Source organism: Arthrobacter sp. SDR-2R, assembly GCF_057747955.1.
In genome coordinates this window covers 4242810-4257698 of record NZ_CM173231.1, presented here as the reverse complement: position 1 = coordinate 4257698, position 14889 = coordinate 4242810, and the positions used below count along the sequence as shown (strand labels likewise).

The 14889-nt window shown below is 67.4% G+C and carries 15 protein-coding genes; 4 read left to right on the top strand and 11 right to left on the bottom strand.

Annotated elements, in window-relative coordinates; all coding sequences use genetic code 11:
• The first annotated feature begins 216 nt into the window (after positions 1 to 216).
• Positions 217 to 1608: an MFS transporter gene (locus AC3ANU_RS19570; protein WP_488315114.1), complete on the top strand. Its 1392-nt coding sequence runs from the start codon at positions 217 to 219 to the stop codon at positions 1606 to 1608.
• Between the two features lie 162 nt (positions 1609 to 1770).
• Positions 1771 to 3519 (top strand): pyruvate dehydrogenase, encoded by a 1749-nt coding sequence (locus AC3ANU_RS19565; protein WP_488315113.1) that lies wholly within the window; start codon positions 1771 to 1773, stop codon positions 3517 to 3519.
• Between the two features lie 112 nt (positions 3520 to 3631).
• On the opposite strand, the gene AC3ANU_RS19560 is transcribed toward AC3ANU_RS19565, so the two are convergent.
• The 4 genes from AC3ANU_RS19560 to AC3ANU_RS19545 all read right to left on the bottom strand — a co-directional run bounded on the left by AC3ANU_RS19560 (position 3632) and on the right by AC3ANU_RS19545 (position 6558).
• Entirely contained in the window at positions 3632 to 4489 is an 858-nt protein-coding gene (locus tag AC3ANU_RS19560; RefSeq protein WP_018770817.1) for a hydroxymethylpyrimidine/phosphomethylpyrimidine kinase, read from the bottom strand.
• A gap of 71 nt (positions 4490 to 4560) precedes the next feature.
• The gene (locus AC3ANU_RS19555) at positions 4561 to 4971 is read right to left on the bottom strand and encodes a hypothetical protein (protein WP_488315112.1); all 411 of its coding nucleotides are present in this window, start codon (positions 4969 to 4971) and stop codon (positions 4561 to 4563) included.
• Positions 4968 to 5879, bottom strand: a complete 912-nt coding sequence (locus tag AC3ANU_RS19550; protein ID WP_488315111.1) for a TIGR01777 family oxidoreductase — start codon at positions 5877 to 5879, stop codon at positions 4968 to 4970. The genes AC3ANU_RS19555 and AC3ANU_RS19550 overlap by 4 nt, the downstream gene beginning before the upstream one ends.
• A gap of 22 nt (positions 5880 to 5901) precedes the next feature.
• Complete coding sequence (locus tag AC3ANU_RS19545) at positions 5902 to 6558, bottom strand: TetR/AcrR family transcriptional regulator (RefSeq protein ID WP_488315110.1); 657 nt, start codon at positions 6556 to 6558, stop codon at positions 5902 to 5904.
• Between the two features lie 196 nt (positions 6559 to 6754).
• Between AC3ANU_RS19545 and AC3ANU_RS19540 the strand changes: the two genes are divergently transcribed.
• A complete protein-coding gene (locus AC3ANU_RS19540) occupies positions 6755 to 7516 on the top strand; it encodes a queuosine precursor transporter (RefSeq protein ID WP_488315109.1) in 762 nt (253 codons plus the stop codon).
• A 126-nt stretch (positions 7517 to 7642) separates the two neighbouring features.
• On the opposite strand, the gene AC3ANU_RS19535 is transcribed toward AC3ANU_RS19540, so the two are convergent.
• From AC3ANU_RS19535 to AC3ANU_RS19505, 7 genes are all read right to left on the bottom strand, one after another.
• Entirely contained in the window at positions 7643 to 8581 is a 939-nt protein-coding gene (locus AC3ANU_RS19535; protein WP_478222383.1) for a type IV toxin-antitoxin system AbiEi family antitoxin domain-containing protein, read from the bottom strand.
• Positions 8582 to 8748: 167 nt separating this feature from the next.
• Complete coding sequence (locus tag AC3ANU_RS19530) at positions 8749 to 9498, bottom strand: dienelactone hydrolase family protein (protein ID WP_018770823.1); 750 nt, start codon at positions 9496 to 9498, stop codon at positions 8749 to 8751.
• A 22-nt stretch (positions 9499 to 9520) separates the two neighbouring features.
• The gene (gene tgt, locus AC3ANU_RS19525) at positions 9521 to 10816 is read right to left on the bottom strand and encodes a tRNA guanosine(34) transglycosylase Tgt (protein ID WP_488315108.1); all 1296 of its coding nucleotides are present in this window, start codon (positions 10814 to 10816) and stop codon (positions 9521 to 9523) included.
• 51 nt (positions 10817 to 10867) lie between these two features.
• Positions 10868 to 11596, bottom strand: a complete 729-nt coding sequence (locus AC3ANU_RS19520; RefSeq protein WP_056392168.1) for an SRPBCC family protein — start codon at positions 11594 to 11596, stop codon at positions 10868 to 10870.
• A 72-nt stretch (positions 11597 to 11668) separates the two neighbouring features.
• Positions 11669 to 12664 (bottom strand): DUF6707 family protein, encoded by a 996-nt coding sequence (locus tag AC3ANU_RS19515; RefSeq protein WP_018770826.1) that lies wholly within the window; start codon positions 12662 to 12664, stop codon positions 11669 to 11671.
• A gap of 88 nt (positions 12665 to 12752) precedes the next feature.
• On the bottom strand, positions 12753 to 13292 hold the full coding sequence (locus AC3ANU_RS19510; RefSeq protein ID WP_018770827.1) for an NUDIX hydrolase family protein: 540 nt from the start codon (positions 13290 to 13292) through the stop codon (positions 12753 to 12755).
• A 9-nt stretch (positions 13293 to 13301) separates the two neighbouring features.
• On the bottom strand, positions 13302 to 14045 hold the full coding sequence (locus AC3ANU_RS19505) for a VOC family protein (protein WP_478222380.1): 744 nt from the start codon (positions 14043 to 14045) through the stop codon (positions 13302 to 13304).
• A gap of 125 nt (positions 14046 to 14170) precedes the next feature.
• Here AC3ANU_RS19505 and AC3ANU_RS19500 point away from each other — a divergent pair, with 125 nt between their 5' ends.
• Entirely contained in the window at positions 14171 to 14779 is a 609-nt protein-coding gene (locus tag AC3ANU_RS19500) for a YdeI/OmpD-associated family protein (protein WP_488315107.1), read from the top strand.
• Positions 14780 to 14889 lie beyond the last annotated feature (110 nt).

Sequence of the window (14889 nt, the reverse complement as noted above, 5' to 3'; positions counted from 1 at the left end):
TGTAGTGCGGTGTCCGGTTCACCCCCGCTTGGTGAGATTACCGCGTGCCGGCCCGATTTGCCCGGCTGCAGCGGGCAGAACAGCGGGGCCGGGCGCCGAATCCTAAGGAAGTGTTAGGAAATGCCCCACGACGTTGGTTGTGCGGTGGATCACCCATACCGTGGATGAGGCCCTCCGCTGCCGGAGGCCGCCGTCACTACAAGGAGGAACTCGCCGATGAGCACCCAACAGACCGCACCCCCATCGGAGGCAGCCCAGACCCGACGGGCCGTGGGCAATATCCTGAAGGGCTCCGCCGGCAACCTTGTGGAATGGTATGACCTCTACGTCTACACCGTCTTCGCCGCTTACTTCCAGGCCCACTTCTTCAACTCCAAGGACGAGCTCCAGGCGGGCCTCGAAGCGATGGCCGTGTTCTCGACGTCGTTCCTCATGCGCCCCATCGGCGCCTGGTTCTTCGGCCGGTACGCGGACCGCAAGGGCCGCAAGGCGGCGCTCACGCTCAGCGTCACCATGATGTCCGCCGGCTCATTCGCCATCGCGGTGCTGCCCACGCAGGACGTGATCGGCCTGTGGGCCATGATCCTGCTGGTGCTGGTCCGCGTGATCCAGGGCTTCTCCGTGGGCGGCGAGTACGGCACCAGCGCCACCTACATGTCCGAGGCCGCCACCACTAAGCGGCGCGGATTCTTCTCCAGCTTCCAGTACGTCACCCTGATCGGCGGCCAGATGCTGGCCCTGCTGGTCCTGGTGATCCTGCAGAACGCCATGCCCAAGGGCGACCTCAACGAGTGGGGCTGGCGGATCCCGTTTGCCATCGGCGGCGTGGCGGCCCTTGTTGTCCTGTGGCTGCGCCGCTCCATGGAGGAGACCGTCTCCGCCGAACAGATCAACGCCGCAAAGACTCCCGCCGTGGCCGGCCAGGCCCAGCCGGGCACCATGAAGCTGCTGTTCACCGGCTACTGGAAGCCGCTGCTGGTCTGCATTGGCATCACCCTTGGCGGCACCGTGGCCTTCTACACCTACACCAACTTCATCCTGAAGTTCATGAACGATACGTCCGGCATCGCCAAGACCGACACCTCCGTGATCAACTTCTGGGCCCTGTTTATCTTCATGCTGCTGCAGCCCGTCTACGGCATCATCTCGGACAAGGTGGGCCGCAAGCCCCTGCTGCTCTGGTTCGGCATCACCGGTGTGCTGTTCACCTGGCCGCTGCTGTCCACGCTCGCCGGCACCAAGGATCCGTTCACCGCGTTCCTGCTGATGATGGGCGGCCTGCTGATCGTGGGCGGCTACACCTCCATCAATGCCCTGGTGAAGGCCGAGCTCTTCCCGGCCTCCATCCGTGCCCTGGGCGTGGGCCTGGGCTACGCGATCGCCAACTCCCTCTTCGGCGGAACCGTGCCGCTGATCGGTGCCGCCTTCCAGAAGTCCGGACGGGAGGACCTCTTCTTCACGTACGTCACGGTGGCGGTCGCCATCTCGCTGGTGGTCTACATCTTCGCCCTGAAGAACAAGAAGGCCACGCACCTTGACGCCGAACAGGGCCACGCATGGGCATCCAACGCGGCCGACGGCGAAGAGCGCGTGGGTGCCGGACGGTAGCCTTTAGCGGCACCCGGGGGCCAGCTCCCCAAGGAGGCGTACGACGGCGGCTGCCAGGCCGCCGTCGTACGCCTCCTCTGCATGCCCGTCAGGTGCCAGCCCAGGTGGGCGGACTATATTGGGCCATGTCAGCCACCACCACAAACGCGGGAGTCTGCACCCATGGCCAAGGAACTTGCCACCCAGCTCATCGAACAACTCCAGGCTGCCGGCGTGCAGCGGATCTACGGGATTGTGGGTGACAGCCTCAACCCGATCGTGGACGCCGTCCGCCAGACGGGTGGCGCCGCGAAGGGCGGCATCGACTGGATCCACGTCCGCCATGAGGAAGCGGCCGCCTTTGCCGCGGCTGCAGAGGCGCAACTCACCGGCAAGCTCGCGGTCTGTGCCGGATCCTGCGGCCCCGGGAACCTGCACCTGATCAACAGCCTCTACGACGCCAACCGGTCCGGCGCGCCGGTGCTGGCCATCGCCTCGCACATTCCCAGCAAGCAGATAGGCAGCAGCTTCTTCCAGGAGACCCACCCGGACCGGCTGTTCAACGAGTGCTCGGTGTATTCGGAGCTGGTCAGCACCGCGGAGCAGGCGCCCCGCGTGATGCACAGCGCCATCCAGCACGCGCTGGGACTCGGCGGAGTCGCCGTCGTGACCCTTCCCGGCGACATCGCAGGACTGGAAGCCGCAGGCCCCACGCCGCTTCCCGCCACGTTCCGGCCGGCCAGCCTGGTCCCGGACCCGGCCAGCGTCCAGGCCCTCGCGGACGCCATCAACGACGCCGGGAAGGTGGCCATTTTCGCCGGTGCCGGCGTGGAAGGCGCCCACAGCGAGCTGATGGCGCTCGCCGAACTGGCCAAGGCGCCGGTGGGGCACTCGCTCCGCGGCAAGGACTTTGTCCAGTACAACAACCCGTTCGATATCGGCATGACCGGTTTGCTGGGCTACGGTGCCGCTGCGGAGGGGATCGAGGACGCGGACCTGCTGATCCTCCTCGGCACGGATTTCCCGTATGACCAGTTCCTGCCCGACACCAGGACCGCGCAGGTGGACCGGGCGGCGCACCGGCTGGGCCGCCGGACGGACGTGGACATCGCCGTCCACGGCGACGTGCTCCCCACCCTGCGCGCCCTGCTGCCGCTGGTGAAGGCGAAGAAGAGCCGCCGGTTCCTGGACCAGATGCTTAAGAAGCACGACCGGCTGATGAACAAGGCGGTGGGCGCCTACACCCGCAAGGTGGAGAAGAAGCAGCCCATCCACCCGGAGTACGCGGCCTCGCTGCTGGACCAGGTGGCGGCGGAGGACGCCATTTTCACGGCCGATACCGGCATGTGCAACGTCTGGACCGCGCGCTACATCAACCCGCTGGGCACCCGCCGGCTGATCGGGTCCTTCCTCCACGGCTCCATGGCCAACGCCCTCCCGCATGCCATCGGGGCCCAGCTGGCCAACCCGGGCCGCCAGGTCATCTCGGTTTCGGGTGACGGCGGGCTGTCCATGCTGCTGGGCGAGCTGATCACCGCGGCCGCGTACAAGCTGCCGGTCAACGTGGTGCTGTTCAACAACTCCACCCTGGGCATGGTCAAGCTGGAGATGCTGGTGGACGGGCTGCCCGACTTCGGCGTGGACGTGCCGGACGCCAACTATGCGGCCGTGGCCAAAGCCCTGGGCTTCCATGCCGTGCGGGTGACCGATCCTGCGCAGATCGAGTCGGCGTACCGGGAGGCCTTCGCCCACCCGGGCCCGTCACTGGTGGAGCTGATCACCGATCCCAAGGCGCTGTCCATCCCGCCCAAGATTTCCGGCTCGCAGGTGATCGGATTCGCCACCGCCATGTCCAAGGTGGTCCTGAACCGCGGGGCGGGCGAGGCCGTGAGCATGGCCCGCAGCAACCTGCGCAACATCCCCCGGCGCTAGCCACACGTCGAGCTCGCCGGGAACTGCCGGGTTCGCCGGGAACTGCCGGGTTCGCCGCAAATTCCCGGCGATCTCGAGGGTTTCCGGCGAACCCGGCGCGGGGAGATCGGTTCTACCGGGCGCCGCCCTGCCAGAGGGCGTCGAACGGGGCGCCGGAGGCAACACGGTTGCGGATGCCGGCGGTGACGAAGTCCTTTGCGGTCCGTGCAGCCTCCAGCGGGCTGGCGCCCTTGGCCAGCTCCGCGGTCACGGCCGCGGCGAGTGAGCAGCCGGCACCGGAGACGGCAACTTCGCCCACCTTCGGGGCGGTGAGGACTTCCAGGGTTTCGCCGTCGTAGAAGACGTCGACGGCGTCCGGGCCGTCCAGCCGAACCCCGCCCTTGGCAAGAACTGCCGCGCCGCTGAGTTCGTGGATGCGGACGGCGGCGGCCTTCAACGACTCGATGTCGGTGATTTCCAGGCCGGACAGGGACTCCGCCTCGAAGTGGTTGGGCGTGACGAACGTTGCCAGCGGCAGGATCTGCGCCTTCAGGGCCTGGTCCGTGTCCAGCGCGTGCCCGGGCTCCTGGCCCTTGCAGATCAGCACCGGGTCCAGGACAACGTTGGCGAAGCTGTTCTCCTGCAGGGCAGACGCCACCGTGCTGATGGTCGCGGGGCTGCCCAGCATGCCGATCTTCACGGTGTCCAGGGCGGAAGGGGCGCCCGACGCCGGACCGTACGCCGCCGTCGTCGCCTCCAGTTGGTCGGCAATCACCTGTTGGTCCACCGGCACGAAGCGGTGGTTCCAGCTGTCCTTGGGGTCGAAGGACACGATGCAGGTCAGGTTGGCGATGCCGAAGACGCCCAGTTCCTGGAAGGTCTTCAGGTCCGCCTGCGCGCCGGCGCCGCCGGTGGCTTCGGAGCCGGCGATAGTGAGGACGACGGCGGGGCCTGCGGCGGACAGCGTTGCGTCAGGGGTAGCGGAAGTCATGCACCCATCCTGCCACCCGCCGTCGGACGCTTTCCATGTGTCACCGGACAGGGCGCCGGGACGCCGTATGGTCAGGGTTCCAGCGGTGGGCCGGGCTTCTGCGCAGCCACGGGTTCCCGCGCGGGCGCGTCATGGATTGTGACGAGGCCGGACACAGCTGCCCGCCCCAGCGCCGCGCAGCACCCCGTCCACAGGACCATGCCCCGCATCGCGGACCAGTGGCTGCCTGTGATGAACATGAGCGTAAGCATCCCGGTTGCCAGCCCTGCCACGCCGACGGCCAGGACGTGCAGCAGCTGGTTGCGGACGGTCCGCATGCAAATCCCGGCAGCCAGCGCCAGGGGCATTCCCAGAAGCAGTGCGGCGAGCGTTCCGTAGAGATAGCCGGGGAAGCCCAGGGGGAACCCGAAGACCAGGACCGCAAGGCCCGCGCCGGGAAGGAACGCGCCTGGACCGAAGGTGACGCGGAGCGGGCGGCTCATTCCCGGCCCTTGGCGATCTGCAGCAGTGCCCGGCCCAGCTCCGGCTGGCTGTAGACGAAGCCCGCGTCGAGGAGTTTCTGCGGCTGGACCCACCTGCTTTTGAGCACAAGCTCGGTTTCGGTGCGGATCAGGACGGCCCCTGCACGGAGGAGCCACGCAGGGGTGGGGAGCCCGAAGCGGGCGCCGTAGGCGCGCCGCACCAGGCGCATCATTTCCCGGTTGCTCACCACGTCCGGCGACGCCACATTAGCGGGTCCGGTGACGTCGGTCCGCATATGCAGGAAGCGGATGCTGCGGTACAGGTCCTCCACGTGGATCCAGCTGAACTTCTGCCTGCCGTCGCCCATGTGGCCGCCCAGGCCCAGCCGCGCCAGGTTGGCGAACGGCGCCAGCGCGCCGCCGCCGCGGCCCAGCACGATGGCGATTCGCAGCGGGATCTTCCGGGTGGCCGGCGTGGTGGCCGCCGCGAGGGCGGCCTCCCACGCTTTGGCCACGTCCACGGAGAACCCGGAGCCAAGCTCGCCGTCGGTTTCAGGCTGGGGGCGGTCTCTGGCATCGCGGTAGATGGTGCCGGTGCTGGCATTCAACCAGGTCGACGGCGGCTCCGGGCATTGTGCGATGGCACGCCCGAGCGCCTGGGTGGTGGCCACGCGCGAGTCCATGATGATCGCCTTGTTCCGCCGGTTGTAGCGGCAGGAGACGGACCGTCCGGCGAGGTTCACCACCAGCTCGGCGCCGTTGAGCACCCGCACCATGCCGGCGTCGTCATCCCATCCGGCTGCGGCGCTGCCCGTTCCCTTGCGTCCAATGGTGCGCACGGTCCATCCGTCTTCCTGGAAGCGCCGGCGAAGGTACGTGCCGATGAAGCCGGAAGCCCCCGCCACCACAACTGTCTTTGTGCAGCCCATCTTTTCCCCCAATGCTTCTTCTCTAATCGCGGATGCTGCGGCCCAGGTCCAGGACGTCGTCCAACACCTTGCTGACTCCCGGGATGCGGGCCAGAGCGAGACCGCGGGCAATGAGTGGGGCCGCGCCGTCCACCAGCCTCCTGGTCCGCCGCTGGCTCTCCGAGGCGTCATAGACCCAGAAGAGGGTGATGCCCATGTAGCAGAGCCACAGCAGCTCCGGCAGATCGGTCCGCAGTTTCTTCGGTACGCCGGGCCGGGCCCCATGCACAGTGCGCCTGAAGATGTCCAGGGAGGCCTCGCGCGCAGGCGTGGACCGTGCTGAGAAGGGGTTCACCGGTGATGTTGGCCGGATTGCGGTGGCAACGAAGTCCGCACCGAACCGGTGGTAGGGGGCCATGACGTCAAGGCCGGCATGCAGCGTGGCCTTCAGGCGCTCAGTCAGGGAAGCGGTCCCGTCCAGCGCTTCCGAGGCCCGCGCCGCGTGCTCTGCCTGCACCTGGATGTACAGCTCGTGGACCAGGTCATCCTTGGACGCGAAGTAGTAATAGGCGTTGCCGACGGAGACGCCTGCCCCGGCGGCGATGGCGCGCATGGTGGTCTTCTCGAACCCGATATCTCGGAACATGCGCAGCGCCGTGTCCGCCACCAGCTGCCTGGTCTGTTCGCTCTTCGCTGCCATCGGCATCCCCATTCTTTGAACATGTTCAAAAGCAGTGTGCGACAATAGTTGAACATGTTCAAAACCTGTCCGGGCTAACTAACCCTTCTCCTTGGGGAGCTTTGCCACGCGGCCCGGTGCGAGAATGGCACGAGTGCTAATACAACCGGCCGCCCAGTACGGCAGGCCGGCCCACCACTCCTGAACGGATCCCTCGATGACCTCCGCCCCCGGCCACAGTGCCCTGCCCCAAACCATCCAACCCACTGCCGCAGGTCCCGCCGCCAGATTCGCGGACATCGGTTCGCCCTACTTCGGGATCATGCTGGCAGCCATGGCAGTGGTGCTGATCCTGTCAAACATCGGAGCGTCCAAGGGGGTGGCATTCGGCCCCATCGTCACCGACGGCGGCTTCTTCCTCTTCCCGCTGGCTTACATCCTCGGCGACGTGATCAGTGAGGTCTACGGCTTCAAGGTGGCCCGCAAAGCCATTTTCACCACATTTGCGCTGTCCGTCTTCGCTTCCCTCTGCTACTGGGTAGTCATTGCGCTCCCCGGATTCGACGACGAGTACGGTGCCGCCAAGCAGTCCGCCCTGGAAGGGGCGCTTGGCCCCGTGCCACAAATCGTCCTGGCCTCCCTGCTGGCATTCCTGGCGGGGCAGACCATCAATTCCTGGATCCTGGTCCGGATGAAGGCCCGCACCGGGGAGAGGTCCCTATGGGCGCGGCTCATGGGATCCTCGGGCGCCGGAGAGTTTGTGGACACGCTGATCTTCTGCAGCATCGCCGCACCCGTCATCGGCATCGCCGACCCCGGCAGCTTCGTGAACTACGTGCTGGTGGGTTTCGTCTACAAGACCGTGGTGGAGTTCCTCTTCGTCCCCGTGACCTCGCTGGTCATCAACTGGGTCAAGCGTCGCGAGCCCAGTTACGGCGTCGCGGGCCACGCCGCGGAAGCGGTGACAAACGCCGCATAGCTGCCGCCCGGCGTCGTACGTTCCAACTGCTGATCGCGTGGGATCGCTGGAAAGCTGCCGGATCGCCGGAAATTACCGGCGGCCTGGTCCCGTTCCGGCGGTTTGGCGCTCCGGCCGGCGGCGTGGCTAGGGCCGGAGCGCAGCAAGGACACGGGCTTTGAACTCATGTTCACGGAAAAGGTCGGCCCATGTCAGGCGAAGGAAGGTCCAGCCATTCTCGGTGAGGGCCTTCTCCCGCTGCCGCTCCTGAAACAGCACCTCAGCCGTTGGCCCATAGTCGAAGTACTTCGTTTTCCCGTCGAATTCGAGTGCCACCTTCTTATCCTTCCAGGCGAAATCCAGCCGGTACCGGCCGGCACGTGTTGCTACCAACACTTGAGGCTCCGGCAGGGGAAGCTTCAGCCGCGTCAGGAGTTCGCGGGTTAGTGTTTCACCAGCTGACTCCGAACGTGGATCAGCGTGGGTAAGGGCGCGCCGGAGGGTCCGGACCCCGCGGCGTCCCTCCAGGCCCTCGGCCATGCTTTTCAGGAGGGCTTTGTCGGCCCCAAGCCGGAGGGCGTGATCGGTGAGCACCAGGGCCTGCCGGTAACCCAGCATCATGGCGCAATCCACTACCGTCCGCTCCAGCGAGGTCGCTTTGAGGCCGCCGAGGGTTACCACCTCCGACGCTGTCCACGGCCGGGTATGGCCCCGGACATCCTTGCCGAGCCGCTCGCTGGAAGGGTTCCCCGGCAGCAGAAGGTGGATCGTGTCATCGACTGCCCACAAGTGCAGACCGTGCAGCCGGGCGGCAGAGGTATGGCTGTACACATAGCCGCCCGCAGACCTGGTCAGCGTCCCGTGCGCGTGGGCGCGAATCAACTGCTTGCTGCGGACGGGACTCGTCTGCTTCTCCCACAGCTCAGCGCGGATGTAGCAGCCGTGGCGAAGACGTACCAGCTTCCCGTGGAGGACCAATGCCTTGATGGCCCGGGAATTGAGGCCCCTCTCGTGCAACTGCCCCGTCCGCCACAGGTTGCCGGTGCTCGGAAGGGAGGGGAGGCGGACTGGCGGCTGGGGTGTCATCCCGACAGGATCCTGCCGCTGCGACAGCTCAGGAAGACGCCGCCGTCGTCATGTGGAAAACCTGCCAGGACCGTCCTGCCTCCCGGGGTCGCCGGAACCCGTCCGGCTCGCCGCAACGTTCCGGCGATCCGGCAGCTTTCCGGCGAGTTCGACGGCGGCCGGCCGGGTCAGCCCTTCAGTGTCCCGTCCAGGAGGGCACGCAGCTCACGGAAATGGCGTTCGGTGGCATCAGGGTGGAAGGCCGACGTGTCCGCCATCGTGTACCCGTGGGGCGCCCCTTCATAGATGACGTTGGACGCCTCGAGCCCCGCAGCCTGGAGCGCCTTGCCCAGCCGGGCGACGGCGTCGGGAGCCATGCTCCGGTCATGGTCCGCGTGGCCGAACACGAACCGGGCCCGCGCCTTCCCGAGCCCAAGGTGCGGGCTGTCCGGCTCGTCAGTGGCCAGTCCGCCGGCGTGGAAGCCGCCGCAGGCAGCCACCACTTCAGGGTGGGAGGTGGTGGTGCGCACAGCCAGCCGGGCGCCCATGCAGTAGCCCACGGTGCCGATGGGGCCGGGGGCGACGCCGTCCAGTGCCGCCAGCGCCGAAATCCACGCGTCGATGTCCGGCAGCGCCTTGTCAGGAGTCAGGCGGCCAATCCGCGGGAAGGCGGCCCTGCCCGCCGCTTCCCGGCCTTGCTGGGTGGTCATGTCCGTGGCGGGGGCGAGTTCGGCGGCCGTTCCGTCCCGGTAGAAAACGTTGGGGGCCAGCACCACATAGCCCCAGTCGGCGATGCGCTGGGCCATCTCCTGGATGCGGGGGCGCAGGCCGAAGGCGTCCATGTAAAGGATGACGCCGGGAAAAGGACCGGTTCCGGTGGACGGGCGGGCCACCAAGGCCTCTGCAGTACCTTCCGCGGCAGGGATATGAATGAGCATCCGGCCAGCCTAGCGGACGTGCCTAGGAGTAATACCGGCCCAGGGTTTCCGCCTTGAAATCGAAGAAGGTGCCGGACTCGATGGCCAGCCGGGCGTCATCCACCAACTTCACCACGAACCGCTCGTTGTGGATGGAGATCAGGGTGGCGGACAGCATCTCCTTGGCCTTGAACAGGTGGTGGATGTACGCCCGCGAGTAGTTGACGCAGGCGTAGCAGTCGCAGCCTTCCTGCAGCGGCCCGAAATCGCGCTTGTACTTGGCGCCCGAGAGATTGAACCGGCCGTCCGGGGTGTAGAACGCGGAATTCCGGGCCACCCGGGTGGGGGAGACGCAGTCGAAGGTGTCGGCACCGTTTTCGATGGCCGTGAAAATGTCATCCGGCTCGGAGATCCCCAGCAGGTGGCGTGGCTTGTCCTCCGGCAGTTCCTCGTTGCACCACCGCACGATGGTGCCCAGGTTCTCCTTCTCCAACGCCCCGCCGATCCCGAACCCGTCGAACGGCATGGCACCCAGGTCCCGGCAGGCCTTCCGGCGAAGGTCCTCGTACTGGGCGCCCTGGATCACGCCGAACAGTGCCTGGTACGGCTTGCCGGCCCGTGCCTCCGTGAGGCGGAAGTGCTCCTCGAGGCACCGCTCCGCCCACAGGCGCGTGCGCTCCAGTGACTCCTCCTGGTAGCCACGGGAGTTCTGCAGCGTGGTGAGCTCGTCGAACGCGAACATGATGTCCGCCCCGATCTGGTGCTGGACCTGCATGGAGATCTCGGGGGAGAACCGGTGGCGGTCCCCGTTGAGGTGGCTCTTGAACCAGACGCCATCGTCGTCGATGTGGGCCAGGCGTTCCTTGCCGGGGGCCACGGCATCGTCCGGTCCGGGCGCGCCCGCGGCGGCCACAGTCTTCATGTCGATGACCTTCTTGAACCCGGAGCCCAGGCTCATCACCTGGAATCCGCCGGAGTCCGTGAAGGTGGGGCCCGGCCAGTTCATGAAGGCACCCAGGCCGCCGGCCTCGTCCAGGATGTCCGGCCCCGGCTGCAGGTACAGGTGGTAGGCGTTGGCCAGCAGCGCCTGGGCGCCCAGGTCTGCCATGGATTCCGGCAGTACGGACTTCACCGTGGCTTTGGTCCCGACGGCGATGAACGCCGGCGTCTGGATTTCACCGTGCGGCGTGGTGATGGTGCCGGTGCGGCCCAGGAACTCCCCGCCGTTTTCAGCCGTCCGGGCGGCAGCGGGCGGACAGGTCTCCGCCAGGCGGGTGCCCACCGTGAAGGAAAACTGTGACCGGGTATCAGGCAGGGCAAAGGCGGGATCGGCAGGCACGGTACCAGTGTGCCAGCAATTGGCGCTGCCCCAATAAACCAGCCGGCGCCGTCAGCTGACCGGTTCCGAGTCCGGGTAGTTCCTGGAGCGCCACGAATCCCAGGCGGACCGGATGGCGTCAACCTTGCCGGCGCCCAGGTCGTAGGTGGAGGCGATGACCAGCGACCCTTCACCCTCTGCCCGGACGTCCTTGATGGCGGGATGGTCGGCCACCACCAGCAGCCCCTCGCCATGCTCTGCGTAGCCGTGCACGGTGAGTCCCACCTGGTGGCTGGTCCGGTACCAGACCTTGCCGCTGATTTCCTCTCCGGTATCCAAGGTGACCTGGTACGGCTCGCCCGGGGCAGGGAGGTCGGCCAGCCCCAGCTTCTCGATCGCGGAGCCCTTCCCCTCTGTCAGGTGCAGGAACAGGGTGTGCCGTTTGCCGTGCGGGTGGCGTTCCAGGGCAAAGCGGAGCTGCTGCAGGAAGGTCAGCCAGCCCTGGGTGATGTCCTCGTCCCAGGCAGCCCACTCGGAGTCGTGATCCATGGCCCCGCGGGTGACGCTGACCCGGGTTCCGCCGGCCACCGGGTGAAGCTCGAACGTGTCCCCGCCGTGGACGGTGAGGCTGGTATGGTCCGCGGATTCCTCCACGTCGCTGGAAAAGTAGATCTCCTTGATCTCGGACTCCAGGTCCTCGGCCTGCCAGCCGTGCCACTGGGCTACCTTGGACGGTTCACGCAGCATGGTCCAGACCTGCGGCGCGTCGGCGTTGATCACTACGCTGAGATTGTTGGTCATAGCCCCGAATGTACAACTCCGGCTACGCCCCGGGTAGGGGTAATTTCCCCCGCCCCGAAGCCGGTCCTGCGGTCAGGACCGGACAGCCTCCAGCTCATTGCTGATCCGGCGTTCCAGCTCGGGCATCCCGATGGTTTCCGAGCCGCCGTGGGCCCGCAGGAACAGCAGGCTTTCCAGCCGCAGTAACCGCCATTCACGCTCGGCATCGTGGTTGGAGTTGTCGATGGAGCGGAAGATTTCCTTGTCGTACAGGTTGGGTTCGTTGAGTGAGCGCTGCCGCACCTTGGCGGCCATGCGTGCCTTGAACGCATCCGTTTCCTGGTTTTCCGGGGTGCGGATCAGCTTCTCGTAGACCTCGGCGCGTTCGTCCTGGCCGTCCTGCCGGCAGATGTAGCTGGCCAGGGCGAGGGAGGCCTCCACCGAGGTCCACCGGCCGGGGTTCCCGTCATAGGGCAGCACGGTGAGGAGGTCAGCCACGGCCAGAGCCCCGTCGGCATCCTTGAGCGTGATGAACAATTCGTGCGCCAGGTCGGTAAGGTCCTTCAGGCAGCTTCCGGACTTGAAGTTGACGCCCTTGGAGAGCCGGTCGGCCAGGAGCAGGACGCCCTCGGCATCCGGGTGGGCCTCGGCGGCGGCTTCCACCACGGACTCAGGGGTGCCGGCCGGCGCCGGGATGAGCGCGAGTTCCTCCTCGCTGGGTCCGGTTGCCGCGGGCGGTACCGGCGGCAGGGGAGGTACGACGACGGCGGGCGCCACGGTGATGGGCCCGGTCCCGGCGGTTTCCACCGGCGGTGTGGCTTCCGGGAGGTCAGCCGGCAGCGGCAGCTGGGTGACGTCGTCGTGCGTTCCGTCCACAACGGTGACGGTGGCACCTATGGCGACCCGCAGCGTCCCGCCGCCGGAGAGGCTTGCCAGCACCAGTGCCGGGGAGCCGAAATCGTCCCGCTCAAGCTCCACCTGGTCGATTTCGGCGGTGCGGTGGCCGTCCGGAAGGAGGATGTGGGTGCCGGTGGTCAGAGATCCAGCCTGCTGTTCACGGTGGTGCCTGGCGGCTGGTGATTCGGTCATGGGAGTCCTTAAGTTCTCTTGCGGTCCGCCCTACAGTCTACAAAGGCGGGCGCCTAAAACCGGGGACCCCCAGGTCCCGGCGCGGATGTCAGAAGCCCACACCTGCGAACGCCAGGGCCTGCCGGATGAGGCCGCCGCGGCCGCCCGCGAACTCCATCTGGACGCCCGGGCTGAGGACTTCCTCGGGGGTCATCCATGTCAGTTCCAGGGCGTCCTGGCGGGGTTCGCACTCGCCCGTGACCGGGATGATGTAGGCCAGGGACACGGCGTGTTGCCGCTCGTCGGTGAACCCCGTCTGGGACGGTGCCGGGAAGTATTCGGCCACCGTGAACGGCACGGGGCTGAGCGGCAGCTGCGGAAACGCCAGGGGGCCCAGGTCCTTCTCCATGTGCCGCAGCAGGGCGGCGCGGATGGTTTCGCGGTAGATGACCCGGCCGGAGACCAGGGACCGCACCATTGTCCCGTCGGCGTCGGCCTGCAGCAGCGTGCCCACCTCGTTGACGTACCCCAGCGGATCCAGCCTGACCGGCACGGCCTCCACGTACACCATGGGCAGCCGCCCGCGGGCCTCAAAGAGGTCTTCTTCAGAGAGCCAGCCGGGATTCGGGTCAGGTGTGCGCACGTTCATGGTTAAGTTCTACCCCATGGGGCGGTGCTGGGAGATCCAGAGCGTGGCGGGCGCGTTGGGGCTGCCCACGTCCGGATTGGCCACGTGAAGAGTGCTCCCAAAGGCTTCCTCGGTCAGGCTGGCCGAGAAACCGGCACCGGCGAGGCGCTCCCGCAACGGTTCCAGCCCGCCGTCGTATTCGAAGCCCAGGCCTGAGCGCGGGGGCCCCGACGCCGGGCGCACCAAGAGGACGCCGCCGTTCTTGGCCGTGAAATCGGCGGTTTCGTCGTTGTCCGGCACCGGCCGGGGACGCGCGCCGGCGTGCAGCAGGGTGCGGATGGCTGCCTCCGGGTCCGGGGTGTACCAGACGCCGGCGACGGCCAGTGCGGGATCGGCATCGGCGCACTGGGCGCCGTGGACGGCCTTGTCCGCCAGGAAGCTGAATCCGTCCGGCGCGGTGACCCGGCAGGCCTCACCGTGGTCCGTTGCGACGAGTTCGGCCGGCTGCGTTCCGTCCGCCTGCGGTCCGCCCTCCTGGGCGGACAGGTTGGTGCGGCGGGCGAACTCCGCCACGTCGCCCACTTCCACCCCAAACACGGTGCGGCCGTCCTGGCCGGACCCTGCCTCGGCGCCGTGCAAAGCCAGGCGGCCTGACGCGGAGTCGAAGACCTGCCACCCGCCGTCGTCCTCTGTCTGGACCATTCCCAGGGCGGTGAGGAACTGCTTCCAGGGCTCGATGCGGGACGTGAAGTGGACGGGACGGACTCGGAGCATGGCATTGTCCTTGATGCTGGTTGACGGGCGGCAGTGGGTGACGGCTGCTGTATGGCCATGATGCCACCGGAAGCGCCGGCGCACACAGGGCTTGTGGCCTGGGATTCTCCGGGCAGAATGGGGCCATGGCCGATGACCTCGAGGAACTGCTGGTACCTGACGCTGCCGCCTGGCGTGCATGGCTGGAAGAAAACCACAGGACCAGCCCGGGAGTGTGGCTGGTCCTGCACAAGAAGGGCGGCACGGTAACCGGCGTGGACTACCCGGCGGCGCTGGACGAGGCACTCTGCTTTGGCTGGATCGACGGGCAGCTGCGGCGCCGGGATGATGAAAGCTCCTTCCAGCGGATGACGCCGCGGCGTCCGCGGAGCGTCTGGTCCGCCCGGAACGTGGGGCACGTTGCGCGCCTGGAAGAGGAGGGGAAAATGACCGACGCCGGCAGGGCGGCGGTGGAGGCGGCCAAGGCGGACGGCCGCTGGGACGCAGCGTACGGCGGGCAGGCCGACGTGAAGGTTCCGGCAGACCTGGCTGCCGCGATTGCCGCGAACCCCGAGGCCCAGGCGATGTTCGACGTCCTCACTAAAACCAACCTGTTCGCCCTGGTGTACAGGACCAATTCGGCCAAGCAGGCAGCCACCCGGGAACGCCGGATCGCGGGGTTCGTGGAGATGCTGGCCCGCGGAGAAACCCCGTTTCCGCAGAAGAAGCGCCCTGCCGGCCAGGACCGGCAATAGTTCATGACGCTCCGGGATTCGGTTCCCGGGCGCCGGGCCGGTAAAATTGACGGTTCACTTGCGCTGGTGCCGTTCCCCGAACCCGGGGGACGGCACTTGTGCGTTCAGCG

What these genes read in the sequence shown, in the direction of transcription:
- AC3ANU_RS19515 (WP_018770826.1), bottom strand. Translation starts at nt 12,664, where the DNA reads ATGACCGAATCACCAGCCGCCAGGCACCACCGTGAACAGCAGGCTGGA.
- AC3ANU_RS19560 (WP_018770817.1), bottom strand. Translation starts at nt 4,489, where the DNA reads ATGACTTCCGCTACCCCTGACGCAACGCTGTCCGCCGCAGGCCCCGCC.
- AC3ANU_RS19550 (WP_488315111.1), bottom strand. Translation starts at nt 5,879, where the DNA reads ATGGGCTGCACAAAGACAGTTGTGGTGGCGGGGGCTTCCGGCTTCATC.
- AC3ANU_RS19505 (WP_478222380.1), bottom strand. Translation starts at nt 14,045, where the DNA reads ATGCTCCGAGTCCGTCCCGTCCACTTCACGTCCCGCATCGAGCCCTGG.
- AC3ANU_RS19535 (WP_478222383.1), bottom strand. Translation starts at nt 8,581, where the DNA reads ATGACACCCCAGCCGCCAGTCCGCCTCCCCTCCCTTCCGAGCACCGGC.
- AC3ANU_RS19500 (WP_488315107.1), top strand. Translation starts at nt 14,171, where the DNA reads ATGGCCGATGACCTCGAGGAACTGCTGGTACCTGACGCTGCCGCCTGG.
- AC3ANU_RS19570 (WP_488315114.1), top strand. Translation starts at nt 217, where the DNA reads ATGAGCACCCAACAGACCGCACCCCCATCGGAGGCAGCCCAGACCCGA.
- AC3ANU_RS19520 (WP_056392168.1), bottom strand. Translation starts at nt 11,596, where the DNA reads ATGACCAACAATCTCAGCGTAGTGATCAACGCCGACGCGCCGCAGGTC.
- AC3ANU_RS19540 (WP_488315109.1), top strand. Translation starts at nt 6,755, where the DNA reads ATGACCTCCGCCCCCGGCCACAGTGCCCTGCCCCAAACCATCCAACCC.
- AC3ANU_RS19510 (WP_018770827.1), bottom strand. Translation starts at nt 13,292, where the DNA reads ATGAACGTGCGCACACCTGACCCGAATCCCGGCTGGCTCTCTGAAGAA.
- AC3ANU_RS19530 (WP_018770823.1), bottom strand. Translation starts at nt 9,498, where the DNA reads ATGCTCATTCATATCCCTGCCGCGGAAGGTACTGCAGAGGCCTTGGTG.
- AC3ANU_RS19545 (WP_488315110.1), bottom strand. Translation starts at nt 6,558, where the DNA reads ATGGCAGCGAAGAGCGAACAGACCAGGCAGCTGGTGGCGGACACGGCG.
- AC3ANU_RS19565 (WP_488315113.1), top strand. Translation starts at nt 1,771, where the DNA reads ATGGCCAAGGAACTTGCCACCCAGCTCATCGAACAACTCCAGGCTGCC.
- AC3ANU_RS19555 (WP_488315112.1), bottom strand. Translation starts at nt 4,971, where the DNA reads ATGAGCCGCCCGCTCCGCGTCACCTTCGGTCCAGGCGCGTTCCTTCCC.